This window comes from Duganella radicis (genome assembly GCF_009720825.1).
In the GTDB taxonomy this organism is placed as follows: Bacteria; Pseudomonadota; Gammaproteobacteria; order Burkholderiales; family Burkholderiaceae_D; genus Rugamonas; species Rugamonas radicis.
Genome location: NZ_WNKY01000020.1, coordinates 41,861 through 67,391, shown reverse-complemented (window position 1 = coordinate 67,391; position 25,531 = coordinate 41,861). Strand labels below are relative to the sequence as shown.

At 63.9% G+C, this 25,531-nt stretch carries 23 protein-coding genes and 2 pseudogenes; 17 read left to right on the top strand and 8 right to left on the bottom strand.

What is annotated here, in order from left to right; translation table 11 throughout:
- Positions 1–6 precede the first annotated feature (6 nt).
- The gene (locus tag GM676_RS18275; RefSeq protein WP_155465225.1) at positions 7–1,722 is read right to left on the bottom strand and encodes a GGDEF domain-containing protein; all 1,716 of its coding nucleotides are present in this window, start codon (positions 1,720–1,722) and stop codon (positions 7–9) included.
- A 150-nt stretch (positions 1,723–1,872) separates the two neighbouring features.
- On the opposite strand from GM676_RS18275, the gene panD reads away from it, so the two are divergent.
- Positions 1,873–2,232: an aspartate 1-decarboxylase gene (panD, locus tag GM676_RS18270; protein WP_155465275.1), complete on the top strand. Its 360-nt coding sequence runs from the start codon at positions 1,873–1,875 to the stop codon at positions 2,230–2,232.
- A 36-nt stretch (positions 2,233–2,268) separates the two neighbouring features.
- Here the strand turns inward: panD and GM676_RS18265 are convergent, their stop codons facing one another.
- Positions 2,269–3,258 carry a DUF4351 domain-containing protein gene (locus GM676_RS18265; protein ID WP_155465223.1) on the bottom strand — a complete coding sequence of 330 codons (990 nt, stop codon included), beginning with the start codon at positions 3,256–3,258 and terminating at the stop codon, positions 2,269–2,271.
- A gap of 270 nt (positions 3,259–3,528) precedes the next feature.
- On the opposite strand from GM676_RS18265, the pseudogene GM676_RS18260 reads away from it, so the two are divergent.
- A pseudogene (locus tag GM676_RS18260) lies at positions 3,529–3,833 on the top strand (IS110 family transposase); the annotation flags it as partial.
- Between the two features lie 180 nt (positions 3,834–4,013).
- Here GM676_RS18260 and GM676_RS18255 read toward each other — a convergent pair.
- From GM676_RS18255 to GM676_RS18240, 4 genes are all read right to left on the bottom strand, one after another.
- Positions 4,014–5,213 carry a hypothetical protein gene (locus GM676_RS18255; RefSeq protein ID WP_155465221.1) on the bottom strand — a complete coding sequence of 400 codons (1,200 nt, stop codon included), beginning with the start codon at positions 5,211–5,213 and terminating at the stop codon, positions 4,014–4,016.
- An 18-nt stretch (positions 5,214–5,231) separates the two neighbouring features.
- A complete protein-coding gene (locus GM676_RS18250) occupies positions 5,232–6,341 on the bottom strand; it encodes a hypothetical protein (protein ID WP_155465219.1) in 1,110 nt (369 codons plus the stop codon).
- Between the two features lie 18 nt (positions 6,342–6,359).
- Positions 6,360–7,079 carry a hypothetical protein gene (locus GM676_RS18245; RefSeq protein WP_155465217.1) on the bottom strand — a complete coding sequence of 240 codons (720 nt, stop codon included), beginning with the start codon at positions 7,077–7,079 and terminating at the stop codon, positions 6,360–6,362.
- 613 nt (positions 7,080–7,692) lie between these two features.
- On the bottom strand, positions 7,693–8,310 hold the full coding sequence (locus GM676_RS18240) for a Crp/Fnr family transcriptional regulator (protein ID WP_229262756.1): 618 nt from the start codon (positions 8,308–8,310) through the stop codon (positions 7,693–7,695).
- A gap of 570 nt (positions 8,311–8,880) precedes the next feature.
- Between GM676_RS18240 and GM676_RS32310 the strand changes: the two are divergent.
- Positions 8,881–9,072, top strand: a pseudogene (locus GM676_RS32310) (methyl-accepting chemotaxis protein); the annotation flags it as partial.
- A 118-nt stretch (positions 9,073–9,190) separates the two neighbouring features.
- Here GM676_RS32310 and aqpZ read toward each other — a convergent pair.
- Positions 9,191–9,877 carry an aquaporin Z gene (gene aqpZ, locus GM676_RS18225; protein ID WP_155465215.1) on the bottom strand — a complete coding sequence of 229 codons (687 nt, stop codon included), beginning with the start codon at positions 9,875–9,877 and terminating at the stop codon, positions 9,191–9,193.
- A 342-nt stretch (positions 9,878–10,219) separates the two neighbouring features.
- Here aqpZ and GM676_RS18220 point away from each other — a divergent pair, with 342 nt between their 5' ends.
- The 14 genes from GM676_RS18220 to GM676_RS18155 are packed head-to-tail and all read left to right on the top strand — an operon-like array spanning position 10,220 to position 24,662.
- Positions 10,220–11,347 carry a methyl-accepting chemotaxis protein gene (locus GM676_RS18220; RefSeq protein WP_371866283.1) on the top strand — a complete coding sequence of 376 codons (1,128 nt, stop codon included), beginning with the start codon at positions 10,220–10,222 and terminating at the stop codon, positions 11,345–11,347.
- Positions 11,348–11,359: 12 nt separating this feature from the next.
- Positions 11,360–11,728 (top strand): response regulator, encoded by a 369-nt coding sequence (locus tag GM676_RS18215; protein WP_155465211.1) that lies wholly within the window; start codon positions 11,360–11,362, stop codon positions 11,726–11,728.
- A gap of 15 nt (positions 11,729–11,743) precedes the next feature.
- Positions 11,744–12,040 (top strand): STAS domain-containing protein, encoded by a 297-nt coding sequence (locus tag GM676_RS18210; protein ID WP_155465209.1) that lies wholly within the window; start codon positions 11,744–11,746, stop codon positions 12,038–12,040.
- 10 nt (positions 12,041–12,050) lie between these two features.
- Positions 12,051–14,219 (top strand): chemotaxis protein CheA, encoded by a 2,169-nt coding sequence (locus GM676_RS18205; protein WP_155465207.1) that lies wholly within the window; start codon positions 12,051–12,053, stop codon positions 14,217–14,219.
- A gap of 12 nt (positions 14,220–14,231) precedes the next feature.
- A complete protein-coding gene (locus GM676_RS18200; RefSeq protein ID WP_155465206.1) occupies positions 14,232–14,789 on the top strand; it encodes a chemotaxis protein CheW in 558 nt (185 codons plus the stop codon).
- A gap of 11 nt (positions 14,790–14,800) precedes the next feature.
- Positions 14,801–15,610 carry a CheR family methyltransferase gene (locus GM676_RS18195; RefSeq protein WP_155465205.1) on the top strand — a complete coding sequence of 270 codons (810 nt, stop codon included), beginning with the start codon at positions 14,801–14,803 and terminating at the stop codon, positions 15,608–15,610.
- Positions 15,607–16,125, top strand: coding sequence for a chemotaxis protein CheD (locus GM676_RS18190; protein ID WP_155465204.1), 519 nt, complete (start codon positions 15,607–15,609; stop codon positions 16,123–16,125). The genes GM676_RS18195 and GM676_RS18190 overlap by 4 nt, the downstream gene beginning before the upstream one ends.
- On the top strand, positions 16,122–17,195 hold the full coding sequence (locus GM676_RS18185) for a protein-glutamate methylesterase/protein-glutamine glutaminase (protein ID WP_155465203.1): 1,074 nt from the start codon (positions 16,122–16,124) through the stop codon (positions 17,193–17,195). Before GM676_RS18190 ends, GM676_RS18185 begins: the two co-directional genes overlap by 4 nt.
- Positions 17,196–17,197: 2 nt before the next feature.
- On the top strand, positions 17,198–18,457 hold the full coding sequence (locus GM676_RS18180) for an EAL domain-containing response regulator (RefSeq protein ID WP_155465202.1): 1,260 nt from the start codon (positions 17,198–17,200) through the stop codon (positions 18,455–18,457).
- Positions 18,458–18,482: 25 nt separating this feature from the next.
- Positions 18,483–20,162 carry a HAMP domain-containing methyl-accepting chemotaxis protein gene (locus GM676_RS18175; protein WP_155465201.1) on the top strand — a complete coding sequence of 560 codons (1,680 nt, stop codon included), beginning with the start codon at positions 18,483–18,485 and terminating at the stop codon, positions 20,160–20,162.
- Positions 20,163–20,180: 18 nt separating this feature from the next.
- Complete coding sequence (locus GM676_RS18170) at positions 20,181–20,693, top strand: chemotaxis protein CheW (RefSeq protein WP_155465200.1); 513 nt, start codon at positions 20,181–20,183, stop codon at positions 20,691–20,693.
- A 9-nt stretch (positions 20,694–20,702) separates the two neighbouring features.
- Positions 20,703–22,379, top strand: a complete 1,677-nt coding sequence (locus tag GM676_RS18165; RefSeq protein ID WP_155465199.1) for a methyl-accepting chemotaxis protein — start codon at positions 20,703–20,705, stop codon at positions 22,377–22,379.
- A 9-nt stretch (positions 22,380–22,388) separates the two neighbouring features.
- On the top strand, positions 22,389–23,129 hold the full coding sequence (locus tag GM676_RS18160; protein ID WP_155465198.1) for a substrate-binding periplasmic protein: 741 nt from the start codon (positions 22,389–22,391) through the stop codon (positions 23,127–23,129).
- Positions 23,130–23,186: 57 nt separating this feature from the next.
- Positions 23,187–24,662 carry a methyl-accepting chemotaxis protein gene (locus GM676_RS18155; protein WP_155465197.1) on the top strand — a complete coding sequence of 492 codons (1,476 nt, stop codon included), beginning with the start codon at positions 23,187–23,189 and terminating at the stop codon, positions 24,660–24,662.
- Here GM676_RS18155 and GM676_RS18150 read toward each other — a convergent pair whose 3' ends face one another.
- Positions 24,663–25,475 carry a class I SAM-dependent methyltransferase gene (locus GM676_RS18150; protein WP_155465196.1) on the bottom strand — a complete coding sequence of 271 codons (813 nt, stop codon included), beginning with the start codon at positions 25,473–25,475 and terminating at the stop codon, positions 24,663–24,665. It abuts the gene before it with no gap.
- Positions 25,476–25,531: the final 56 nt, after the last annotated feature.

Below are 25,531 nucleotides of genomic sequence, written 5' to 3'. Positions count from 1 at the left end.
GGCGCGCTAGCCGGCGCTTTCCACGCAGTTGCGGCCGTGCCGTTTGGCGCGGTACAGCGCCAGGTCGGCCGCGTGCAACAGATCGTCCAGCGCCGCTTGCGGGCCGCTGGCGCTGGCCACGCCGAAGCTGGCGGTCACGCGCAGGATGTGGCCATCGGCCAGTGTCAGCGGCTCGCTGGCGATGGCCTTGCGCAGGCGTTCGGCCAGCAGGCAGGCTTGCTCCTGTGTGCAGTGCGACGGCATCACCACGAACTCCTCGCCGCCGTGGCGGGCCAGGATTTCGCCATCGCGCAATTGATCGCGCACCACCGCCGCCACCCGGATCAGGACCTGATCGCCGGCCTCGTGGCCGTGCGAATCGTTGACCGACTTGAAGTGGTCGATATCGAACAGCAGCACCGACAGCGATTCATTGCGGTCATGCGCGCCGCGCAGGCGCTGGTTGCCGGCCTTGGTGAAGGCGCGCCGGTTCAGGATGCCGGTCAGGTAATCGGTGTCGGCGCGCTGGCGCAACTCCTCGATCAGGCGCTTGCGCTCCAGCTCCAGCTGCTGGCGCTCGATGCTGTTGGTGCGCAGCGTCGACAGCGCGCGCAGCATGTCGCCGATTTCGTCGGGGCGCTCGCTGCCGGTGGGATCGCGCGAGTAATCGCCGGCGCCCAGCCGGATCACCGCGCGCGTGGCGCGCAGCAGCGGCACGATCACGCGCCGCCGCACAATCAGCAGCAGCAGCGTCAATGCCAGCAGGATGGCCACGCCCGACATCGAGGCGATGATCAGCTCGCGCCGGGCGTGTTCGTGGTCGCTCCAGGCCTGTGCCTGCGCTTCGCGCAGCAGCTCGTCGCGCAGCGCCAGGATGGGTGTCATGGTGGGCACGTAGCGCTGCGCGAACTGGCCGGTGTCCATGCCGTAATCGCGGCCAGCGCGGCTGGCCTGTTCGATCTGCTCCACCAGCTGTTGACCGCGATTGAAATACACATCGTCCATGCGCGCGATCACCGCCGCCAGCGCGTCGCTGCTGCCGTCGCCGGGCGCCAGCAGCAACTGGCGCAACTGCGCCAGGCGGCCGCGCAGCAATTGCAGCTGCTGGTACTGCGCCTCTGTCAGCGGCTGGTGCGTGGCCAGCGCCACGGTCAGCGCGGAGCCCAGCCGGCCGGCATACTCGCGCAGCTCGACCGCGTAGCGCGCCTTGATCAGCGTGCGCGAGATGCGCGGATAGGCACGCTCGGATGCCAGCGTGTAGCCGGTCACCGCGTTCAACGCCAGCGGCACCAGCGCGAACATCTGGTCGACCGTTTGGCCCAGCAGCGCCGGCGTGCGCGCGGCCGGGTTCTGCGCGGCCAGCTGGCCGACGCTGTTGCGGGCAGCCGACAGTGCGCGATACAGCGGCGCCATGTCTACCGGATGCGGGGCGCCGAAATCGGTTTGCAGTTCGCGCTCCAGCTGCATCAGCGCCAGGTCGGTGGCGGCGCGCGCCTGTTGCAGCAGTAACTGGCGTTGCGGGTCGGCCGGCAGGCGGTCGCCCAGCACGGCGTTGGTGGGGCCGCGCTCGAACGACAGCTTTTCCGCCGCCACCATGGCGCGCTGCGTCAGGCGCAGCGCTTGCAAGCCGGTGTTGGTGTGCTCGTAGCGTATCCAGGCGTCGCGCGTGATGTGGCCCAGCATGCCAAGCACCAGCACCGCCAGCATGGCGGTGGACAGGGTGAGCAGGCGCGAGAGTTTCATGAAAATAGTTGAAGACTTTTACTAGAGGCAATATGCCACAAAGCCAGCCCCAGCGGGTGGCTGATGATACAATGCCCGCCTCGCGTCGCTGCCGTGTGCGTGGACAGGATGCAAAGTTTGAATGATTACTATCGAGGGAATAAGATGTCTATGCAACGAATGATGCTGCGTTCCAAGCTGCACCGCGTGACGGTGACGCAGGCCGACCTGAACTACGAAGGTTCCTGCGGTATCGACGTGGACCTGCTGGAAGCTGCGGATATCAAGGTCAACGAATACATCGAACTGTATAACGTGAACAACGGCGAGCGTTTCGCCACCTACGCCATCGCCGGCAAGCGCGGCAGCGGCGAAATCTCGCTGAACGGCGCCGCCGCCCGCAAGGCGCAGCTGGGCGACCTGCTGATCATCTGCACCTACGGCCCGATGAGCGAAGAAGCGGTCGAGACCCACGTGCCGAAGCTGGTGTTCGTCGACGAGAACAACAAGATCAAGAGCATCAAGAAGTAAAGCCGCGGCCGGTGGCGCGAGCGCGTCGCCGCCGGCCTATCCCCACACCTGCTTCAACGATTGCGCCGTCGCCAGCGCATCGCTCCAGTTCTCCAGTTGCTCCACGCTGGCCTTGGCCAACTTCCTGCGCGCGGTTTGCGGCAAGGGGCCGAAACGCTGCTCAAGCTGCCGCTCCAGCAGCGCGCCCGCGCCTAACCTGCGTCCCTGTTCGACACCCTGTTCAAGGCCTTCTTTCCGCCCTCGTTCCAGGCCTATCCTGATGCCGTTGTCGATGTAGGTTTGTTCCACTTGATTGTACAGTCTCATGTCGTCCTCCTTTTCCAACCGGGCGATGGCGCGCAGATAGCGTTGATGATGTGGCTCAGGCAAAGTCATCATCCAATTGGCTATAGTCAGTAATGCGATTATGCGCGTTCTGTTCCAGCGGTGCTGGAACACTAATCTATTCAAGTGCATCTTGGCCGCGTAGAGTTTGTCCGGATCATGATGAGCCTGCTGCGTGTGCCAGTGAGCCAGCGTGACCCAGGCGATCGGATTGTTTGAAGCCTCCAGCGCAGGAATATCTGCCGCGTAATCGAGCAGCTTGGCGATGCTGAAAGTGAACTCCTTTACCGTGCCTGGTAACAGCTGGCGGAAGCGGCGCGGCCGCCAGTTGGGATGTTCATCGGCCAGCAACGCCAGACTGATTACCGGCAGGCCGTAAGCTTCGCTGATGCGGTCGTTGTAGTCGCGCATGCGCCGCGCCAGCTTGGGATCGCGCTGCGCCTGGATTTCGATGTGGACCAGCACCCTTCTCCCGCCGCCATCGCGCAGGCATACCTCGGCCAGCTTGTCCGCCACCATGACGTCCGGCCTGGCACAGAGGCCAAGCCTGGCCAGCTCCTTGTCGCGAAAGCGTGGCCGCTGCCGCCAGTCGATGCGGGCGCTGAAATCGGAAAAATAGAAATCCATGAAGGGCCGGAAAGCATGCGTCAGCGCAGCTTTCCATGGCAGATCATAACGGGCGTGCGGGGCGGTATTCAGCATCCGCCCAGTCTGCCGTCAAGCTGTTCCGCAGCCTATGACAAAAGGCAAAGCACAGCGGTTAATATCAGTCTACAAATGCACGCGGTGAATGGAATGTAAGCGTCCAACGCATCCACCTTTCCACGGATGACGAACTATCGGACACTTCGATTTTCATGGTCGGAGGTTCCATGGTGCTGACGGCGAGGGAGTTATTTTGGAAGGGGCGCGTGACGGAGATGTATGCCGTTTGCCTCACGCAGACTGCGTATGCCGAGGCAAACGGCTTCGCGCAAAGGCAAGGTCCGCAAAGGCAACCCCTACGTCGGCCGCCTGCTGTGCGAATTTGCCCACGCCGCCAGCAGGATGTCATCGGTGTTCAAGTCGAAGTTCCAGGCGCTCAACATCCGGCGCGGCCACAAACGCTCGATCATCGCCATCGCCCACAAGCTGCTGCGCACCGTGTTTTACATGCTCAAGCGGCGCGAGCATTACCGTGACAGCAGTACCGACTACGAGGCGCTCGCTGTGCAACGCAACGCCCCGCGCTGGATAAGGCGCTGACCCAATTCGGCTTTATCCCCAACCCAGCCTGATTGGTCAACATCACATCACACATGGTCGGCGACGGTCAGGGCAGTGCTCGACCCAAACTGGTTTCTTTCACGTTAAGGCTTGGATCTTCCATTGGGACCTCGCTTTCACAAGGGCAGGCCTTTGGAGAGTCTTAGATTTGATTGTGATCAAATCCCACGGTACCAATGCGCGCTGCACTGTCAGCGGGGCCTTTGTAAGCAGAATTCAATGGTTTCTATCAGAGACGTGATTTTCCCCACAACGACAGTGCCTCTGGATTTTACGTATTTCGAAACCAGGGGCGTCATGAAAGCGTCAGTTCGGTACACGTCAACGTACGGCGCATACATTGAGTGAACGGCGTCGACAAAATCACTGGGCATTGATTCACGTGGATTTTCAGACGCCGAGGCCCACAAGGTATCGTTTGAGACCGAGATGCCGGTGCAAAAGCCGGGCGCTAGATCTTGAATTCGCGTGAGATCAAACGGCGGAGCTGCTACTTGCTTCGCCTCCATGATGCTGATACTGATGGACTGCAACCATCTTAGCCTCATCTCTTCGCGAGCTTTTGCTGAGAGTTCAGGTGGGATCGAGTTGCTGCCGTTGTCCTTGTATACTTTGCGCAATTGCTGAGATGCGTTGGATGCCGTTACCATTGATGCCTGCAGTCGCCTCGCAGGAGCCCGCAACCATTCGATAATTGGCATCATAGGGTCGCGCTGATTCCGGAACCACTGCATCATCCAATTTGGATCGCGGAGGCTCGCATAGAACGCGTTGTCAGCTTTTGCCTTCGTGGCATCGCCAACCATGTAACGCACGAGCACATCGGCATCTTGCTTGCGCATCGGGAACTGGGCCAAGATTGCCCGAATAGCGTCATCGGCCTCGGCCAGAATTTTGCGCTTCGCTTCTTCCCGAAGCTTTCCATTCTTGAAGATTTCTCGCTCGGCTTTTCTTCTTGCGTCTCTGGACAGTCCTTCCAGCTTTGGAAGGAAGTTCGATGGTGAAAGTCGATCTTCCCCGAGTACGGAGAAGATGCCCTCGCCTAGCGACGGAAACCAGTTACCTTTGTCTGAGTAGGCGTCGATCTTTAAATTTGGCTCATTTGACGCGTATCGCTTGAGCTCTGCGAGCGTGAGCTCGTCGAAGGGGATGAGTGTGTTCAATCCGCAGAGTTCGGATAGGAATTCAGCGCGAGCCTCAGCTGCATGCTCTGCCTTCGATTCGACAGGCGACATCTCAATAATGTGAGCCGCAGAGAAGCGAAAAGTCACTTCTCCGGATTTTGACCAAGAAAGTAATCGTTCCTTTATCGACAGCAGTTGGTCCGACACTCCGCGTGGATCAGTTAGTTTTGAATAATCACTACTATCCAAATACACTTGAATCGGCATGGGATGCTTTCATGTGGCTTAAACGCAGATTTCAAACTTTACCTCGTGGGACGTGGCAAGGCTAAGTTCAAGAAGCTCCTTTGTCATTGGCCATTCGGCATGGGGGTTGGCCAGCAACCGAAATTTGAACTCCTTTGTTCGTGATGTTATGTAGAACAGTGGGCTAAAAATCAAAACTCCTGAGACGTGCGTCCAAATCGGGAAGTCCAACTCGATATCCGCAGGGAGTCGTGTGGTAGCACGCGGCAGCTCACTGGCGTCTAGCGCTATCACATATGGACGACCGCCAGTATGCTGTCCATGCTCCGCCTTCCGTTTTATGGGATTCATGTAAGAGGTCAAAGGAACCAGGGAGCGAAGTGCCACTACAGGATTGCCCTTCCCATTTAGTAGAGAACCGTTTATGAAGAATCCAGCTTCCTGTTGTGGCCACCACGTTGGTGCATAGAGTCCGGAACTCTGGCCGCCAACAATACTGTCCCTGTCTGCGAGAGGAATGGCCGTTACTGACCAGAGTCCTTCCTGCTCAGCCCGCTCTCCCGGTTTCAGTCTTGCCGCTGCGGCAAAACACTTAGTCAGTATCTCCTTGTCTGAGGCGTCGCTTACAAAACATGCGATATGCCAATCAACATCACCTGGCGCTAAGGCGTCAACAAAATCGTTCAAGCCCTGCTGGACAGCCTGATGCCATGCCTTCATTTTCCCCCGAGTGACTTCCACATCAAAGCATGGCTGCCCATCCCAGTTACAGCTTAGGTCGGCCGTCTTAGATGCCCCTCGCGGAACAAACTGAACTGATGCTTCCATATGCTTCATTAGAGTAGCCACTAGAAGTTCGCTCCACAAGTCACGCGGTATATCTTCCTTTGTTTTCAGCGACTCATTGATCTGATCTTGGTAGTCCTTCTGAAGATTGGTCTGCTTGAGAATTGATATGACGAGTCCCAGGTCAATTACCTTGGCGACTTCACCTAACGCAACTTTGTCCGGCCTCCAAGACTTAGCACCTTCCAAGTCAAAGAACGCTTCAATGCACTCCTTTGCTAAATCGGTCCCACTCATTTCATTTAAGCGCTCGTGAAATTGCTGCTTAAGATTTTCACGAGGCTTCCAGAAGTCGTCATCCATCCGAAATTTCCTTAAATTTTAAGATGCGTGATGTGCCCGATCGTAGGCTTTGAATATCGCTTCATAATCAAGCTGCTTGTCTTCTCCAGCATAGTAGCGTGTGTATCCAAGCTGAAGAAAAGTCAGCAGCCCAACGTAAGCATGTGAAGCCAGCTCACCGGAATCTTCGGAAAATATTTTCGCCTCTGTCCTAGCCCATTGCTCCCACGCGCGGGTACCGGAATTCTTTCCGGGTAGGAGTGTTCCTTTGGCTTTGCAAAAGCCTAACCACGAGAGATGAACTACACCGTCCAGTGGTTTGGAACGCTCAGTTTGATAGAAGCCTTGTTCGAAACCTGCACCATACGAGGAATTCACCTTGCTCGATACTAGGTGGAGGCGCACAAAGTAATTGTCGCCCTTTCGAAAGCGGAATCTGGGCTCAAGATGGTCGACATGTAGCGATGGATTCAGTACATCTGAAAATTCAGGGTAGAAGGCGTCTAGGTACGCTGCAAAGGCTTTTCGATATCCACGGTAGTCCCAACGCACCCAACACTCAGCTTCGTAGGTAGGGCGCTTTCTAATGACCAGCGCGCTAGAAGTTCGACAGCCTGGTAGCTTCTCCAATTCCCAATCTTCAAAGCGTTGCATATCCGGGAGCTTTGAAGCAGCTACGGCGACCACGCAATACCCAGACTTGGAGAAGTCCTGAAGCAAGGTGGCGTTCTGTTTTTTTATGAAGCCAGATATGGTCATCCTGAATTCTTCTATGTTTTGCGCGAGCTGAAGCGAGGCTCACTAACGTGGTACCGGCTGCCGCCATGCTGGTTCGCCCTTGAATAGTCCACTTGCCGTGCCGCCAAGAATTCGCGGGTTTGCTAAAAAGGGCCCATCAGATTGACTATATGGCTCGACGGTCTCGTCGATCATCCAACGAACTGTTTCAGGGGGCAAGGGAGGAAGTAGTGCAGATCGATCTCCATCAATTCCGAGTTGAGCCGAAAATTTTTAACGGCGTCCGTATTCCGCGCTCGACGTAGGTCCGCAGTGGGGTTATCACGTTCCACGTCCATTCCAATGTGTGTAATCGCCAAGGGGCCTGAGCTACCTGAGCATCAATATCCGCAAGTTTAGATCGAATTTAGCGAGCTTGTGCAACCAGTCTACAAATGCACGCAGTGAATGGAATGCTGGAGCGGTTTAGACTTTTGACGTGAAAATGGCGACCGCTTTAGACTTTCGTAGCTGTTTTTTCGCCCGTTTTAGACCGGGACCGAGGCGTTTTAGTCTGGCTTAGACTGAGGTGGCGCCGATTAGACCGGATTAGATCGCGCCGAAAAAAAAAGACGCCCCAGGGGCGTCTTTCGTTTTACTTGCTGCCATCCTGCCGCAGCAGTTGCGACATGTACTGCGGCGTGATGCCGAGGAAGGAGGCCACCACCTTCTGCGAGATGCGCTGCTCCAGCCCCGGGTACTCGCGGCGGAAGGCGTTCAGGCGGCCCTGGGCCGGCGAGGCGTTCAGGTACAGGCGGCGGCTCTGGTCGATGAGGCTGCATTGCGCCGCCGCCAGATAGTAGTCGCGCAGATGGCTGTTGGCTTGGTACAGCGCGCTCACTTCCGACCAGTCCAGGCGATAGCCGTGGATCGCCGTCTCCGCCACCACAAAGTTCATCGCCGGATGCGCATCGCGTGAACGCAACAGGTCGTCGTGCGCGGCCACCGGCTCGCCGTCGGTCTGGAAGTGCAGGGTCACCTCGTTGCCGGCCTCGGTGATGAAGCCGGTGCGCGCCACGCCGCTGTGCAGCCAGTGCACATATTGCGCCGGCGTGCCGATGCGTTGCAGGTACTCGCCCTTGCGCATGCTGAAAGGCGTGGCCAGCGGCGCCAGCAGGCGCGAGGCTTCATCGTACAGTTCGGGCGTGACGCCGTAGCGGCGGGACACGGCTTCGCGGTATTTGGCGCGGTGTTCTAGGAATGCGTTGCTCATGACTCAGTGGTGTAGGAGTGCGGATGGCCGAAGAAACAATGTTGTATTTTAAATCCAGCTATGTAAACGGCCGTACAAAACGAATCCGAAAGTGTAAACCTTTTCACACAAGCTGGTGCCTTTATTGTTGCAGATTAGAATGCAAATTAAAAATATATTTCAAACTTCAAGCAGTTGAAGAGGTGCCGGTGGCAGCAGGTTCGCGTTACTATCATCTATCGATTGCAGGGCGTGGCCGAATCCACCGCGCCATGATGGACCTGCCGCTGCTTCATGGCCGAGCTGGTGGAAACCCGCAAGATTTATGTGGCCTCGCGCGACGGCCTGATGAAGGGCAAGGCGGCCGGCGACGCCGCCGAGGCCACACGCCTGCTGGAGCAAGTCTATCTGCCCTCGTCCAAGGTGTACGAGGGCATGCTGCAACTAGCTGGTGTTGCTGGCGCTGCTGGTGGTGGCGTTTGGCGTGGCCTTCGCCTGGTGGCTGACCGCCGGCATCACCCGGCCCATCAACGAGACGGTGACGTTGGCCGAATGCGTGGCCGGGGGCGACCTGGTCGATCACAGCCACCGCGTGTCGGCGAGCAGGGGCGCGGCTTCGCGGTGGTGGCGTCGGAGGTGCGCGGCCTGGCGCAGCGCTCGGCCGGCGCGGCCAAGGAAATCAAGGCGCTGATCGACGATTCGGTGGGCAAGGTGGAAGCCGGCACGCGGCTGGTGGGGCAGGCCGGCAGCACCATGGAGGAGGTGGTGAGCAGCATCCGCCGCGGCCCGGGGCGATGCAGGAGCAGGCGGCCCGGCTGGCCGGCGCGGTCAGCATCTTCAAGCTGGATGAGACTGCGCGCGCGCCGGGCCGGGCGCTGCTGGCCTAGCGGGCTTAACTGGCTTAGTCGGCCTTGCCGATCAGGCGGTAGACGGCCGCGCCCAGCAGCGCGCCGATGATGGGGGCCACCCAGAACAGCCACAGCTGGCTGACGGCCCAGTCGCCCACGTACAGCGCCACGGCGGTGCTGCGCGCCGGGTTGACCGAGGTGTTGGTCACCGGGATGGAGATCAGGTGGATCAGGGTCAGGGCGAAGCCGATCGGCAGCGGGGCGAAGCCCTTCGGTGCGCGCGCATCGGTGGCGCCCAGGATCACCAGCAGGAACATCATGGTCATCACCACCTCGGTCACCAGCGCGGCGCTCAGCGAGTAGCCGCCCGGCGAGTGGGCGCCGTAGCCGTTGGAGGCGAAGCCGGCGCTGACGTCAAAGCCGGCCTTGCCGCTGGCGATCAGGTACAGCACGCCGCCGGCGACGATGCCGCCCAGCACCTGCGAGACGATGTAGGGCAGCAGCTGGCTGGCCGGGAAGCGGCCGCCGGCCCACAGGCCGATCGACACCGCCGGGTTCAGGTGGCAGCCCGAGATGTGGCCGATGGCGTAGGCCATGGTCAGCACGGTCAGGCCGAAGGCCAGCGAGACCCCGTGCAGGCCGATGCCGACGCCGGGGAAGGCCGCCGCCAGCACGGCGCTGCCGCAGCCGCCCAGCACCAGCCAGAAGGTACCGAAGAATTCCGCGCCATATTGTTTCATTTGTTCTCCTTGAGTGAATTGCACAATTCTTAACATTGCTAATTTACAGGCTTCGAGCGGAAATGTCGAGCGCGCCCGAGTGATGCAGTTGCGCAACATGTGCCTAGCAAAATGCACGTTATTGCAAACACAGGAGCCCTTTGGCGGCGCGCCCTGGCGCGATGCACGATCATCTATTTTAAGTTCCGGGAAATTCTCCGCGCGGCCAATTTGAACGGCTGCCGCATGCAACTACAGCTACAATGGACTGGCCCGCCGTGATGCGGAAGCCGGGGACATCAGAACTAAAAAATGAGGTGGCGTTCAGTGAAGAATCCAAGCCTTATCAGTAGCAAAACGCTAGTGCCGTTCGCCCTTGCCGGCGGCGGCGCGTTGGGCACCGTCGCGGCAGGCTGGAGCGCCTACGGCTGGTACACCGTGATCTGGGCGGCGCTGCTGCTGGGCGCGGCCTTCTGGCTGACGCGCGACAGCGGTTTCGCCACCGGCGGCGGTGGCGGCGACAACGCCATGATCGACGACTACCTGGCCGCGCGCGAACGCTTCGGCGACGCCGTGCTGCCGGTGTGGTGCCGCCATATCGAAAACTCGCGCACCCAGATGGAGGAGGCGGTCTCCGACCTGGCCGCGCGCTTCTCCAACATCGTCGACCGGCTCGACAACGCGGTGCACGTCTCCAGCGCCGACGGCGCCGGCGGCACCTCCATCACCGAGGTGTTCAGCCACAGCCAAACGCGGCTCGGCTCGGTGGTGACGTCGATGCAGTCGGCCATGTCCTCCAAGCAGGCCATGCTGGCGCAAATCAAGGATCTGGAACGCTTCACGCGCGAGCTGCGCGGCATGGCCGAAGGCGTGGCCAGCATCGCCGCCCAGACCAACCTGCTGGCGCTGAACGCGGCCATCGAGGCGGCGCGCGCCGGCCCGGCCGGGCGCGGCTTCGCGGTGGTGGCGCAGGAAGTGCGCCAGCTGTCGATGCGTTCGGCCGAGACCGGCAAGGAAATCACCAACCGCGTCGGCCTGATCAGCAGCGCCATCCTGGCCGCCAGCCAGGCCGCCGAACAGTCGAGCGAGGCCGAGGACAAATCGATGCAGTCGGCCGAGGGCATGATCGCGGCCGTGCTGAACGAGTTCCGCGGCATCACCGACGCCCTGGTCGCATCGTCCGAGCAGCTCAAGCGGGAGAGCGTCGGCATCCAGGGCGAGGTGGGCGAGGCGCTGGTGCAGCTGCAATTCCAGGACCGCGTCAGCCAGGTGATGACGCACGTGCGCGAGAACATGGAACGGCTGCCGGCGCTGCTGCGCGAGAACCGCGACCGCTACGCCGCCAGCGGCGTGCTGGAGGGGCTGGACCCGGAGCGGCTGCTGCGCGAACTGCAAAAAACCTATGCCATGGCCGAGGAACACGCCGTGCATGGCGGCGCCCGTCTTGCGGCCCCGGCCGCGGCGGAAGCCGATGAAATCACTTTTTTCTGAGGTAGGTGGAACATGGCAAAAACCATTATGGTGGTCGACGATTCGGCCTCGTTGCGGCAGGTGGTGGGCATCGCGCTGAAAGGCGCCGGCTACGATGTGATCGAGGGCCGCGACGGCGTGGACGCGCTGTCCAAATGCACCGGCCAGAAAATCCATCTGGTGGTGTGCGACGTCAACATGCCTAACATGGACGGCATCACCTTCGTCAAGCAGTTCAAGCAGCTGCCGCTGTACAAATTCACGCCGGTGATCATGCTGACCACCGAGTCGGCCGAGGGCAAGAAGGAGGAGGGCAAGGCGGCCGGCGCCAAGGCCTGGGTGGTCAAGCCCTTCAAGCCGGAGGTGCTGCTGGGCGCGGTGGCCAAGCTGGTGTTGCCCTGACTTCCGGAGGCGGCCATGGCGGATGAGATCACGCGGATTTCCCTGGACGGCGAGCTGACCATTTACCACGCCGCCGACCTGAAAGTGACCGTGCTGGACGCGCTGCGCAAGACGCGCGTGCTGGAAATCGATTTGTCCGGCGTGACCGAACTGGACACGGCCGGCCTGCAAGTGCTGATGCTGGCCAAGCAGAGCGCCGCCGCCGACCGGCGCGAGCTGCGGCTGGTGCGGCATAGCCCGGCGGTGGTGGAGATTGTCGAGATGCTGGACCTGGGCGCCTTCTTCGGCGACGCCGTGCTGATCCACGCTTAAAGGGGATGCCATGAACCTGGACGAAGCGCTACAGACCTTCATCGCGGAAAGCCGCGAGCTGCTGGAGGAAATGGAAAACGCCCTGCTCAATGTCGACCTGGCGGGCGACCAGAGCGAGGCCATCAACGCCATCTTCCGCGCCGCCCACACCATCAAGGGCTCGGCCGGGTTGTTCAGCCTGGATCACATCGTCGCCTTCACCCACGTGGTGGAAAGCTTGCTGGACAAGGTGCGCGACGGCAGCGTCACGCTCAACGACGAGATGGTGGTGCTGCTGCTGTCCTGCTGCGACTACCTGACCGGCATGGTGAACGGCCTGGCCGCCGGCCGGCACGAGCAAGACCCCGACACCGCGCCGGAGGGCGAGATGCTGCAACAGCAGCTGCGCCGCCACATGGATGGCGGGGCGGCGCCGGCGATTCCCGCGGTGCCGACGCTGCACGCCGAGCCCGGCGTCACGCGCATCGGCGCCGAACGCCCCGGGCAAATGCGCAGCGACTACTGGCACATCTCGCTGCGCTTCGGCCGCGTGGTGCTGCAAAACGGCATGGACCCGATCGCCTTCCTGCGCTATCTGGGCAAGCTGGGCCGCATTGTCGGCATCGCCACCGTGCCGGACGCGCTGCCGCCGGCCGAGGACATGGACGCCGAGCTGTGCTACCTCGGCTTTGAAATCGCCTTCGACAGCACGGCCGACCGCGAAGCCATCGCCGGCGTGTTCGAGTTCGTGCAGGACGATTGCGAGATCCGCATCATCCCGCCGCACAGCAAGGTGTCGGAATACGTCAACCTGATCCGCGCCCTGCCGGAGCAGGCGGCGCGGCTGGGCGAGATCCTGGTGCGCTGCGGCAGCGTCACCCAGCAGGAGCTGGACGGCGCGCTGCAACAGCAGTCCGGCCAGCACGAGGACGCGCCGGCCCAGCAACTGGGCTCCATCCTGGTCGGCGCCGGCAACGTGCCGCCGGTGGTGGTGGAGGCGGCGCTGGCCAAGCAAAAGCAGGTCAGCGAGCAGAAGGCGCAGGAAAGCCGCTCGATCCGGGTCGACTCCGACAAGCTGGACCGGCTGATCGACCTGGTGGGCGAACTGATCATCGCCGGCGCGCGCGCCAATATGATCGGCCAGCACATCCAGAACAGCGAGCTGCTGGAATGCACCTCCACCCTGAGCGGGTTGGTCGAGGACGTGCGCGACGCCGCGCTGGAGCTGCGCATGGTGAAGATCGGCGCCACCTTCAACCGCTTCCAGCGCGTGGTGCACGACGTCGCGCGCGAGCTGGGCAAGGACATCGGCCTGGTCGTCGACGGCGAGGATGCCGAGCTGGACAAAACCGTGGTGGAGAAAATCGGCGATCCGCTGATGCACCTGGTGCGCAATGCCATGGACCACGGCATCGAGCCGGCCGAGCTGCGGCTGGCGGCCGGCAAGCCGGCGCGCGGCATGATCAAGCTGAACGCCTTCCACGAGTCGGGCAGCATCGTGATCGAGGTCAGCGACGACGGCGGCGGCCTGCGCAAGGAGAAAATCCTGGCCAAGGCCATCGAGCGCGGCCTGGTCGATCCCGAGCGCAAGCTGAGCGACAGCGAAATCTACAACCTGATCTTCGAGGCCGGCTTCTCCACCGCCGAGAAGATCACCAACCTGTCCGGGCGCGGCGTCGGCATGGACGTGGTCAAGCGCAACATCCAGGCGCTGCGCGGCAGCGTCGACGTCGCCAGCCGCGAAGGGCAGGGCACCACCGTCACCGTGCGCCTGCCGCTGACGCTGGCCATCATCGACGGTTTCCTGGTGCAGGTGGGGGCGTCGGTGTTCGTCATCCCGCTCGACATGATCGAGGAGTGCATCGAATACGCCACCGAGCCGGGCCAGGACTACACCAATCTGCGCGGCCAGGTGCTGCCGCTGGTGCGCCTGCGCGCGCTGTTCCGGATAGCCGGGGCCGCCACCCGGCGTGAGAGCATCGTGGTGCTCAAGTTCGGCAACCAGCGCGCCGGGCTGGTGGTGGACACCCTGCTGGGCGAGTTCCAGACCGTGATCAAGCCGCTCAGCCCGATGTTCAGCGAAGTCAAATGCATCAGCGGTTCCACCATCCTCGGCAGCGGCGAAGTGGCGCTGATCCTGGACGTGGCGGCGCTGATGCACACCGTGGGCGGCAAGGGCGCCGTGGCCCTGGCCGCATAGGAGAGGAACAGCATGAGCAACGCCATCGACACCAATGTCGTCACCTACGGTAGCAGCGCCATCGTCGCCCTGCAAAGCGGCGCCGCCCTGCCCAGCCAGTTCCTGACCTTCATGCTGGGCGAGGAACAGTACGCGGTCGGCATCCTGCACATCAAGGAAATCATCGAATACGGCAGCCTGGCCACCGTGCCCATGATGCCGGACTGCGTGCGCGGCGTGATCAACCTGCGCGGCGCGGTGGTGCCGGTGATGGACTTGTCGGCCCGCTTCGGCCGCGCGCAAAGCGCCATCGGCAAGCGCAGCTGCATCGTCATCGTTGAAACCGGGGGCGGGGAGGGCGAGGGCAAGCAGGTGCTGGGCATGCTGGTGGACGCGGTCAACGCGGTGGTGGAAATCGCCGCCAGCGAGATCGAGCCGGCGCCCGCGTTCGGCACCCGCATCCGCCCCGACTTCATCGCCGGCATGGGCAAGCACAATGGCCGCTTCGTGATCCTGCTTGATCTCGGACATGTGCTGTCGAGCGAGGAGATCGTCGAGATGGCGCGCGGCACCGCGGCCGCCGTCGCCTGAGAGGTGGCGCCATGGCCGCCACCATGATCACCGAGCGCGAATTCATGCAGTTCCAGCGCTTCATCTACGATGCGGCCGGCATCACCATGGCGAACGGCAAGCAGGCGCTGGTCAGCGGCCGCCTCGCCAAGCGTCTGGCCCACTATCAGCTGAACAGTTATGGCGACTACCTGAAGCTGCTGGAAAGCCGCGCGCAGCCGGCCGAGTTGCAGATGGCGGTCGACCTGCTGACCACCAACGAAACCTATTTCTTCCGCGAGCCCAAGCACTTCGCCCTGCTGCGCGAGCTGGCCCAGGAAGCCGGCGACCAGAACCGCGCGCTGCGCGTGTGGAGCGCCGCCAGCTCCAGCGGCGAGGAGCCGTACAGCATCGCCATGGTGCTGGCCGACGTCATGGGCGAGGCGGCGCCGTGGGAAGTGCTGGGCACCGACATCAGCACCCGCGTGTTGCAGCGCGCCCGCTGCGGCCACTATCCGATGGAGCGCGCCGCGCAGATGCCGCAGGCCTACCTGAAACGCTTTTGCCTCAAGGGCCAGGGCAGCGAGGCCGGCACCATGCTGATCGAGCGCGGGCTGCGCCAGCGGGTGCAGTTCCAGCACCTGAACCTGAACGCGCCGCTGCCGAAGATCGGCCTGTTCGAGGTGATCTTCCTGCGCAACGTGATGATCTACTTTAACCTGGAGACCAAGCGCCAGGTGGTGGCGCGCCTGCTGGCGCAGCTGCGGCCCGGCGGCTATTTCCTGATCGGCCACTCGGAAACCCTGAATGACATCAACGACACGCTGACCGCGGTCGCCCCTTCGATTTACCGCAAGCCATGAGCGACAAGCTGATCGACATCTTCCTGATGCCCGGCGACTACTTCGTCGGCGACGACCAGTACCGCGTGCGCACGCTGCTGGGATCGTGCGTGTCGATCACGCTGTGGCATCCGGGCCTGCGGATCGGCGCCATGTCGCACTTCCTGCTGCCGGGCCACGGCCGCCGCAAGGCCGACCGCCCGCAGGAGAAGCCGGGCATGTACGCGGCCGACGCCATGCAGCTGCTGCTGGACGGGCTGGCGCGGCACGGCGTGCCGCCGGCCCAGTGCCAGGGCAAGATCTTCGGCGGTGGCGCCATGTTCCCGCGCAGCGCCCGGGTGCGCGACATCGGCACCCAGAACGGCGACTACGCGCGCGGCATGTTGCAGCGGCACGGCATACACGTGGTGTCCGAGAGCCTGTTCGGCGAAGGCCACCGTCAACTCATCTTCACCATCCGCAGCGGCGAGGTGCTGAGCCGGCAGGTGCCGCCGGAACCGGGATGGCGTAACGCGGGAGCAAGGACGCAGGCATGAATGCAATCAAGGTCATGATCGTCGACGATTCCGCCGTGGTGCGGCAGGTGCTGAGCGGCCTGCTGAACGCGGCGCCCGGCATTACCGTCACCCACGCGGTGGCCAACCCGCTGCTGGCCATGGAGCGCATGAAAACCCAGTGGCCCGACGTGCTGGTGTTGGACGTGGAAATGCCCAAGATGGACGGCATCACCTTCCTGCGCAAGCTGATGAGCGAGCGGCCGACGCCGGTGGTGCTGTGCTCGACCCTGACCGAGAAGGGCACGCAGACCTCGATGGAGGCGCTGGCGGCCGGGGCGGTGGCCATCATCACCAAGCCGCGCCTCGATCTCAAGCAGTTCCTGCACGACAGCGCCGACGAACTGGTGTCGGCGGTGCGGGCCGCCGCCGGCGCCCACGTCGGCAAGCTGGCCAACCGGCCGCCGCCGCCGCCGGTGACGGCCAAGCTGAACGCGGACGCCATCCTGCCGCCGGAAACCGCGCGGCCGATGACCGCCACCACCGAGCGCGTGGTGGCGATCGGCACCTCCACCGGCGGCACCCAGGCGCTGGAAGAAGTGCTGACGTCGCTGCCGCGCGTCTCGCCCGGCATCGTGGTGGTGCAGCACATGCCGGAAAAATTCACCGCCGCCTTTGCCGCGCGGCTGGACAGCGTGTGCGCGGTGCGGGTCAAGGAGGCGGCCAATAACGACCGCGTGCTGCAAGGCCAGGTGCTGATCGCGCCCGGCGGCAGGCACATGCTGCTGCGCCGCACCGGCGCCCAGTACTTTGTGGAAGTGGTCGACGGCCCGCTGGTCAACCGCCACCGGCCCTCGGTCGATGTGCTGTTCCGCTCGGCCGCGCGCGCGGCCGGCGCCAACGCGCTGGGCGTGATCATGACCGGCATGGGCGACGACGGCGCCGCCGGCCTGCTGGAGATGCTCAAGGCCGGCGCCCGCACCGTGGCGCAGGACGAGGCCAGCTGCGTGGTGTACGGCATGCCGAAAGAGGCGGTGAAGAAGGGCGGGGTCGAGAAGTCGGTGCCGCTGAACGCGATCTATCGCGAAATCCTGCAACAGCTCCAGTACTGATCATGAACGCCACGCCCGCCATCGCCAGCAACGTGCCTTCGTGGAGCGGACGCCGCGTGCTGGTGGTGGAGGACAGCGTGGTGCAGCGCGGCTACCTGGTCGGTCTGCTGCGCCAGCTGGAGTTCGGCGAGATCCTGGAGGCGGGCGACGGCAACGAGGCCCTGCGCGTGCTGGAGGCGCAGGCGTCGCCGATGTATCTGGTGCTGACCGACCTGGAAATGCCGGGCATGGACGGCATCGAGCTGACCTGCCAGCTGCGCGAGCGCCAGCTGACCGAAAACCTGATCGTGGTCAGCGCGCGCGACCCGCGCCTGCTGGAGATCATCGAGAACATGGCGTGCGAGGATGCCGCCATCGGCCTGCTGGGCACCCTGCTCAAGCCGGTGCAGCTCGATTCGCTGACGCAGCTGCTGTGCAAGGCCGGCGACCGCCCCGGCGACTGCGCGGCGGTGGCGCCGCCGCCGTCGCAAGCCTCGCTGGAAGAGATCGCGCAGGCGCTGGTGCGCGATGAGTTCGTGCCCTTCTTCCAGCCCAAGATCGCCATGCGCAACGGCCAGCTGAAAGGGGTGGAAGCGCTGGTGCGCTGGCAGCATCCGCAGCGCGGGCTGCTGTCGCCGGCCCACTTCATCGACGCGCTGGAGGGCACGCCGCTGATGGCCGACTTCACGCTGGCGCTGGTGCGGCATGTGCTGGAACAGATCCTCGACTGGCAGCGGCACGGCCTGCCGCCGTTGACGGTATCGGTCAACCTGTCGGCCGACAACCTGGCCGACCGCGGCTTCATCGACCGCCTGATGGCGCAGGTGTCGGCCTCCGGCGTGGCGCCGCCGGCGCTGGTGTGGGAGGTGACCGAGACCAGCGTCATGCGCCAGCTGTCGCAGGCGCTGACCAATATGGGGCGGCTGCGGCTGGCCGGCTACGGGCTGGCGATGGACGATTTCGGCATCGGCTATTCGTCCATGCAGCAGTTCGCGCGCTGCCCGTTCACGGAATTGAAGATCGACCGCGCCTTCGTCAACGGCGCGGCGCAGTGGCCGAACCGCCACATGGTGCTGAAAAGCGCGCTCGAGCTGGGCCAGAGCCTGGGCGTGGCCACCGTGGCCGAGGGCGTGGAGACGGTGGAAGACTGGAAGCTGTTGCGCGACCTCGGTTGCGACATGGCGCAGGGGTACTTGCTGGCCAAGCCCATGCCGGCCGCGGAGCTGGTGGGTTGGATCAGGCAGGACAGGCGCAGATTGCGGGCGCTGGCAGGCGAGGAATAACCATAACCACAGCTAGGGGATATACATGCTTTCGACGTTACAGGTCAGGACCAAGATTTTGATGTTGCTGGCGGTGGCCGTGGCCGCGCTGGTGGTGGTGGTACTCATCGCTTTTGCCGGCATGAAAACCCAAAGCGACATGCTGGCGGAAATCGGCAAGAACCGCATGCCGTCGGTGCAGGCGCTGCAAGCCATCAGCGAGGGGCAGACCGCGCTGCGTTCGGCCAGCCGCGCGATCGACGCCATGGCGGTGTATCCGGACGACGTGGCCGGTGTCAGCCACGAACTCAAGCGCAAGCAGGAGGCGTGGGCGCGCATCGACAAGGCCTGGAAAATTTACGATCCGCTGCCACAGACCAGGGAGGAAGAGGCGCTGTGGAGTAGCTTCGTCAAGCAGTGGGACGCCTGGAAGCAGCGTGACGCCGCGCTGACCGACACCGCCGGCCAAATCGTGCGCGCCGAGCCGGCCAGGCGCAAGGAGCTGTTCGCCAGCATGCACGCCGCCATCAAGGACAACAGCGCCGCCTTCCGCGAGGCCGAGGCCAGCCTGAACAAGCTGGTCGACATGAACGTGCAGTACGGCGACGACGCCGTCAAGACGGCCGATGCCGCCTCGGCCAGGGCGCTCGGCTCGATGTACCTGTCGTCCGGCGTGGCGCTGGCGCTGCTGGTGGTGATCGGGCTGTTCATCCTGAACGGCATCATGAAGCAGCTGGGCGGCGACCCGTCCTACGCGGCCGACATCGTGCGCCAGGTGGCGGACGGCGACCTGCGCATCGAGGTCGAGCTCAAGTCCGGCGACAGCGGCAGCCTGCTGGCGGCCATGAAGGGCATGATCGAAAAGCTGTCGCACGTGGTGCAGGAAGTGAACAACGGCGCCGAGGCGCTGGCCTCGGCCTCGGAGGAGGTCAGCGCCACCGCGCAGTCGCTGTCGCAGGCCGCCAGCGAGCAGGCCGCCGGCACCGAGGAAACCAGCGCCTCGGTCGAGCAGATGACGGCCTCGATCGCGCAGAACACCGAAAACGCCAAGGTCACCGACGGCATCGCCAGCAAGGCGGCGCTGGAGGCGCAGGAAGGCGGCGAGGCGGTCAAGTCGACCGTGGCGGCGATGCAGCAGATCGCCAAGAAGATCAGCATCATCGACGACATCGCTTACCAGACCAACCTGCTGGCGCTGAACGCGGCGATCGAGGCGGCGCGCGCCGGCGAGCACGGCAAGGGCTTCGCGGTGGTGGCGGCCGAGGTGCGCAAGCTGGCCGAACGCAGCCAGGTGGCGGCGCAGGAAATCGAGCAGGTGGCGTCGAGCAGCGTCGAGCTGGCGGAGAAGGCCGGCAACCTGCTGGACGCCATGGTGCCGAACATCCGCCGCACCTCCAACCTGGTGCAGGAAATCACCGCCGCCTCGGAAGAACAGTCGGCCGGCGTCGGCCAGATCAACGCCGCCGTCACCCAGCTGAGCCAGACCACACAGCAGAACGCCTCCAGTTCGGAGGAGCTGGCGGCCACGGCGGAAGAAATGAGCGGCCAGGCCGAGCAGCTGCAACAGACTATGTCCTTCTTCAAGCTGGCCGGCGCCTCGCATGGGGTGCGTACGCCGGTGGTGATGAAGAAGCCGCCGCGCGGCGCGCGTCTGGCGAGCGGTGGCGGCAACCGCCGCATGCCGGAAATGCACGAGCCGGACGAGTCGCACTTCGTCAAATTCTAGCCAGTCAGAGGTGAAGCCATGAGCAGCCTGACCGTCGCCGAGCCATCGGAATCCGCGCCGCCGCAGCAGGCGCCGGCGCAATACCTGAGCTTCATGCTGGGGCAGGACATGTTCGCCATGGGCATCCTGTCCGTGCGCGAGATCCTGGAATATGCCGGTGTCACGCCGGTGCCGCAGATGCCGCCCTCGATCTGCGGCGTGATCAATCTGCGCGGCACCGCGGTGCCGGTGCTGGACCTGGCGCGGCGGCTGGAACGCGCACCCTCGCCGATCGGCAAGCGCACCTGCATCGTCGTGGTGGAGGTGGCCGGCGACGAGGGGCCGTTCGTGATCGGCATCCTGGTCGACGCCGTCAACGCGGTGCTGGATATTCCGGCCGCCGAGATCGAGCCGGCGCCGCGCTTTGGCGCCGTCAGGGCCGACCTGTTGCACGGCATCGGCAAGGTCAACGGCCGCTTTGTGCTGCTGCTGAACGTGCAGCATGTGGTTTCGACCTTGCACTTGCAGGAATTCGTCGCGCACATCCCTTGAGGAGACATCATGTTTGCAAACATAACCGTCCGGACCAAGCTCCTGACCCTGATCGGGGCGGCGGTGCTGGCGCTGCTGCTGGTGGTGCTGATCAGCTTCCAGGGATTGAAAAAACAAGGCGACATGCTGGCGGAAATCGGCAGGAACCGCATGCCCTCGGTGCAGGCGCTGATGGCCATCAATGAAGGCAAGACCGGCATCCGCTCGGCCAACCGCGCGGCCGACGCGCTGGCGCTGTACCCGGACAACCTGGCCGAGATCGGGCAGCAGATCAAGCGCCGCGCCGAGATCTTCGGCGAGATCGACAAGGCCTGGAAAATCTACGAGCCGCTGCCGCAAACCGCCGACGAGGCGGCGGTGTGGAAAACCTTCGTCAAGGCGTGGGAAACCTGGCGCCGCAAGGATGAGGAGTTCGGCGGCCTGCTGACCCAGATCCAGAACGCGGAGCTGGCCAGGCGCAAGGAGCTGTTCGTGGCGCTGCACGCCAGCCTGAGCGACAACCGCACCGCCTTCCACGAGGTGGAGGCCAATCTCGACAAGCTGGTCGAGATGAACGTCCAGTACGGCGACGACGCCGTCAAGGACGCCGACGCCGCCTCGGCCGCCGCCACCTCGCGCATGATCACCGCCTCGGTGGTGGCGCTGGCGCTGCTGGTGGCGCTGGGCCTGCTGATCCTGCGCGACATCATGAAGCAGCTGGGCGGCGACCCGTCCTACGCGGCCGACATCGTGCGCCAGGTGGCGGACGGTGACCTGCGCACCGAGGTCCGGCTCAAGCCGGGTGACAGCACCAGCCTGCTGGCGGCGATGCAGGGCATGATTGAAAAGCTGTCGCGCGTGGTGGAGGAAGTCAACAATGGCGCCGAGTCGCTGGCGGCGGCGTCGGAGCAAGTCAGCGCCACCGCGCAATCGCTGTCGCAGGCCGCCAGCGAGCAGGCCGCCGGCACCGAGCAGACCAGCGCCTCGGTCGAGCAGATGACGGCCTCGATCGCGCAGAACACCGAAAACGCCAAGGTCACCGACGGCATCGCCAGCAAGGCGGCGCTGGAGGCGCAGGAGGGCGGCGAGGCGGTCAAGTCGACCGTGGCGGCGATGCAGCAGATCGCCAAGAAGATCAGCATCATCGACGACATCGCCTACCAGACCAACCTGCTGGCGCTGAATGCGGCGATCGAGGCGGCGCGCGCCGGCGAGCATGGCAAGGGCTTCGCGGTGGTGGCGGCCGAGGTGCGCAAGCTGGCCGAGCGCAGCCAGGTGGCGGCGCAGGAAATCGAGCAGGTCGCCAGCAGCAGCGTCGAGCTGGCGGAGAAGGCCGGCAACCTATTGGACGCCATGGTGCCGAACATCCGCCGCACCTCCAACCTGGTGCAGGAAATCACCGCCTCCTCGGAAGAGCAATCGGCCGGCGTCGGCCAGATCAACGCCGCCGTCACCCAGCTGAGCCAGACCACCCAGCAGAACGCCTCCAGTTCGGAGGAGCTGGCGGCCACGGCGGAAGAAATGAGCAGCCAGGCCGAGCAGCTGCAACAGGCCATGTCCTTCTTCAAGCTGGCCGGGGCGGGCTATCAGTCTTACACGCCGCCGCAGCGCAAGCCGGCCCGTGCCGCGCGCCTGGCCGGCATCGCGACCAGCCGCCGCATGGCGGACATGAGCGACCCGGATGAGGCCAATTTCAGCAAATTCTGAGGATGCGTAATGGGTTGGAAGACCTGGGCCGTGGCTTTGCTGCTGGCAACATCGGTGGCGCCGCGGCCTGCGGCGGCGCGCGGACCGTTGCGCATCCTCGGCTCGGATGCGGTGCCGCTGTTCTTCGTGCGCGATGGCGTGACCACCGGCTTTTGCGCCGAAATCGTCAAGGAAATCCAGCGCCGCATCGGCGACCGCACGCCGATTGAAGTGGTGCCCTGGGTGCGCGCCTACCGCACCGCCATGGCCGGCGAGAACGTGATGCTGGCCTGCCCCAAGCGCACGCCCGCGCGCGAGGCTTTGTTCAAGTGGGTGGGGCCGGTGATGGAAACCCACACCTATCTGTATGCGCTGCGCAGCACCGGCCTGCGCCTGCAAACGCTGGACGATGCGCGCAAGCTGGACGGCATCCTGCTGCCGCGCGCCTTCTATTCCTATGAATATCTGGAGCGGGCCGGCTTCACCAATCTGGAGCCGGTCGGCACTTCGCGCACCATGTTGACCATGCTGCTGGCCGGCCGCCGCCAGGCCATGGTGACCGACAGCGAACAGTTGCCGGCCCTGCTGGCGCAGGCCAAGGTGGCGCCGGGTACTGTGGTGCCGGTGCTGTCGCTGATGAGCACCCAGAGCTACCTGACCTTCCCGCCAGACACACCGGAAGCGCAGCTGGCGCCATGGCGCCATGCGCTCGACAGCATGAAACAGGACGGCACATTCGCGCGCCTGACCAGGCAATGGCTGCACCGTTAGTTTTGGTGAGAATTATGCCGCAATAAAGGTTCACAATGGCATGCAGGAGGACTCGCCATGCTCAATCGAATGAAAATGGAGACTCGGCTGCATGCCGGCTTTGGCGGCATTGTGCTGCTGGTGGTGGTGCTGGGCGTGATCGCGTTTGCGAAACTGACGTCGCTGCACGATCACTGGACGGACTTTGAAACCGTCACGCTGGCGCGCAAGAACGCCGTGCTGGAAGGCGTGACGGCCCACGGGCGCGCGGTGCGCCACTTCAAGAATTACATCCTGCGCGGTGCGGACAGCAATGCCCAGTTCCGCAGCGAGCTGGCTGTCATAGACAAAGAGATGGCGGCCTACCGCGACGCCGGGCCGCTGTCGGCCGAGGAACAGGCACTGCTGGGCGAGGTGCAGGCCGGCGTCAAGAGCTATGAGCACAGCATGTCGGAACTGGAAGCCATGCGCGAGAAGGGCATGACGGCGCTGGAGATGGACAAGAACATCAAGGGCGCCGACGAGGCCATCGCCGGTGCCTTCCGCAAGCTGCTCAAGGTGAACGACGCCGAGACCAAAAAAGAATCGGACGCCATGTCGGACGTCGCCAATTCGGCCAAGCAAATGATACTGGGCGTGGACGTGGTGATCGCCGTCCTCGGCTGCGTGCTGGCGGTGTGGCTGACGCGCAGCCTGTCGGGCATCGTGCGCGACGTGCAGCTGGTGGTGAGCAGCCTGTCCAGCGCCTCGCAGGAAGTCAGCGCCACCGCGCAGTCGCTGTCGCAGGCGGCCAGCGAGCAGGCCGCCGGGGTGGAGGAAACCAGCGCCTCGATCGAGCAGATGACGGCGTCGATCGCCCAGAACACCGAGAACGCCAAGATCACCGACGGCATGGCGGCGCAAGCCGCGCTGGACGCGGCGCGCGGCGGTGAGGTAGTCAAGGACACCGCCTCGGCCATGAAGCAGATCGCCGGCAAGATCGGCATCATCGACGATATCGCCTACCAGACCAATCTGCTGGCGCTGAACGCGGCCATCGAGGCGGCGCGCGCGGGCGAGCATGGCAAGGGCTTCGCGGTGGTGGCGGCCGAGGTGCGCAAGCTGGCCGAGCGCAGCCAGGTGGCGGCGCAGGAAATCGGCGAAGTGGCGGCCGACAGCGTCAAGCTGGCCGAGCAGGCCGGCGCCATGTTCGACCAGCTGGCGCCGAACATCCGCAAGACCTCGGAGCTGGTGCAGGAGATCACGGCGGCCTCGGAAGAGCAGAGTTCCGGCGTGCGGCAGATCAACAGCGCGGTGGTCCAGCTGAGCGAGACCACGCAGGTGAACGCGGCCAGTTCGGAAGAGCTGGCGGCGACGGCGGAAGAGATGAGCGCGCAGGCCGATCAGCTGCGGCGCCTGATGGCGGTGTTCCGCCAGTATGCGACCGACGAAGGGCCACGGGTGGCGGCGCGGCGGCCGGCGCTGCTCAAGCCCGCCGCCAGCAGCCGCCCGGCGCGCAACATCGGTCTGGCGTCCGACGGCGCGCCGGACGAAACCAAGTTCACGCGTTTCTGATCAAGGCTTGACGAACTTGAGCGTCATGCGGTCGCTCTCGCCGATGGCCTGGTATTTGGCGCGGTCTTCATCGCCGTTGGTGTAGGTCGGCGGCAGCGCCCACACGCCGTTCTTGTGATCGGCCGTGTCTTTCGGATTGGCGTTGACCTCCGACTTGCCGGCGAACTTGAAGCCGGCCGCCTCCGCCAACTTGATCACGTACTGCTCGTGCATATAGCCGGTGCTGGCCTTCTCATCCTGGGCCTTCGCGACCGGCAGGCGGTGCTCCTCGATGCCCAGCACCCCGCCCGGCTTCAGCACCGTGTACAGGTTGCCGAACAAGTCCTTCATCTTTTCCGGGCCGAGCGGAATCCAGTTGTGGATGTTGCGGAAGGTGACCACCATGTCGACGCTGTTGGGCGGCGCCAGTTCGTATTTGCGGCCCGGCGAGAACACGCCGATGGCCACCTTGTTGTACACCTCCGGCTTGGCGCTCAGTCGCGCCAGCCAGCGCTCCGCGCTCTTGCGCTCGTTCTCGTTGGGCGAGGCCAGGTCGCTGCCGCCGGTGATCAGCTTGCCGTTGGCACGCAGGTAGGGCGCCAGGATTTCGGTGTACCAGCCGCCACCCGGCGACAGTTCCACCACCGTCATGTTCGGCTTGATGCCGAAGAACGACAGGGTTTCATACGGATGACGGTAAACGTCGCGCTTCACATTGTCCGGCGTGCGCGACGGGGCGGCGATGGCCGCCTTCAACGCATCGTCGGCCTGCACGGCGCCGGTCGCGCCGAACATCATCGTGGTGGCCAGTGCGGCCAGTACGTATCGTTTCATGCACAGTCTCCTGTTTTGTTGGATGGGCGCGACGATCATCGGCCAAGCTTGTCACG

What these genes read in the sequence shown, in the direction of transcription:
- GM676_RS18190 (WP_155465204.1), top strand. Translation starts at nt 15,607, where the DNA reads ATGAGCGACAAGCTGATCGACATCTTCCTGATGCCCGGCGACTACTTC.
- aqpZ (WP_155465215.1), bottom strand. Translation starts at nt 9,877, where the DNA reads ATGAAACAATATGGCGCGGAATTCTTCGGTACCTTCTGGCTGGTGCTG.
- GM676_RS18265 (WP_155465223.1), bottom strand. Translation starts at nt 3,258, where the DNA reads ATGCTGAATACCGCCCCGCACGCCCGTTATGATCTGCCATGGAAAGCT.
- GM676_RS18275 (WP_155465225.1), bottom strand. Translation starts at nt 1,722, where the DNA reads ATGAAACTCTCGCGCCTGCTCACCCTGTCCACCGCCATGCTGGCGGTG.
- GM676_RS18195 (WP_155465205.1), top strand. Translation starts at nt 14,801, where the DNA reads ATGGCCGCCACCATGATCACCGAGCGCGAATTCATGCAGTTCCAGCGC.
- GM676_RS18255 (WP_155465221.1), bottom strand. Translation starts at nt 5,213, where the DNA reads ATGCCGATTCAAGTGTATTTGGATAGTAGTGATTATTCAAAACTAACT.
- GM676_RS18175 (WP_155465201.1), top strand. Translation starts at nt 18,483, where the DNA reads ATGCTTTCGACGTTACAGGTCAGGACCAAGATTTTGATGTTGCTGGCG.
- panD (WP_155465275.1), top strand. Translation starts at nt 1,873, where the DNA reads ATGCAACGAATGATGCTGCGTTCCAAGCTGCACCGCGTGACGGTGACG.
- GM676_RS18155 (WP_155465197.1), top strand. Translation starts at nt 23,187, where the DNA reads ATGCTCAATCGAATGAAAATGGAGACTCGGCTGCATGCCGGCTTTGGC.
- GM676_RS18245 (WP_155465217.1), bottom strand. Translation starts at nt 7,079, where the DNA reads ATGACCATATCTGGCTTCATAAAAAAACAGAACGCCACCTTGCTTCAG.
- GM676_RS18150 (WP_155465196.1), bottom strand. Translation starts at nt 25,475, where the DNA reads ATGAAACGATACGTACTGGCCGCACTGGCCACCACGATGATGTTCGGC.
- GM676_RS18200 (WP_155465206.1), top strand. Translation starts at nt 14,232, where the DNA reads ATGAGCAACGCCATCGACACCAATGTCGTCACCTACGGTAGCAGCGCC.
- GM676_RS18240 (WP_229262756.1), bottom strand. Translation starts at nt 8,310, where the DNA reads ATGAGCAACGCATTCCTAGAACACCGCGCCAAATACCGCGAAGCCGTG.
- GM676_RS18205 (WP_155465207.1), top strand. Translation starts at nt 12,051, where the DNA reads ATGAACCTGGACGAAGCGCTACAGACCTTCATCGCGGAAAGCCGCGAG.
- GM676_RS18215 (WP_155465211.1), top strand. Translation starts at nt 11,360, where the DNA reads ATGGCAAAAACCATTATGGTGGTCGACGATTCGGCCTCGTTGCGGCAG.
- GM676_RS18160 (WP_155465198.1), top strand. Translation starts at nt 22,389, where the DNA reads ATGGGTTGGAAGACCTGGGCCGTGGCTTTGCTGCTGGCAACATCGGTG.
- GM676_RS18170 (WP_155465200.1), top strand. Translation starts at nt 20,181, where the DNA reads ATGAGCAGCCTGACCGTCGCCGAGCCATCGGAATCCGCGCCGCCGCAG.
- GM676_RS18250 (WP_155465219.1), bottom strand. Translation starts at nt 6,341, where the DNA reads ATGGATGACGACTTCTGGAAGCCTCGTGAAAATCTTAAGCAGCAATTT.
- GM676_RS18180 (WP_155465202.1), top strand. Translation starts at nt 17,198, where the DNA reads ATGAACGCCACGCCCGCCATCGCCAGCAACGTGCCTTCGTGGAGCGGA.
- GM676_RS18210 (WP_155465209.1), top strand. Translation starts at nt 11,744, where the DNA reads ATGGCGGATGAGATCACGCGGATTTCCCTGGACGGCGAGCTGACCATT.
- GM676_RS18185 (WP_155465203.1), top strand. Translation starts at nt 16,122, where the DNA reads ATGAATGCAATCAAGGTCATGATCGTCGACGATTCCGCCGTGGTGCGG.
- GM676_RS18165 (WP_155465199.1), top strand. Translation starts at nt 20,703, where the DNA reads ATGTTTGCAAACATAACCGTCCGGACCAAGCTCCTGACCCTGATCGGG.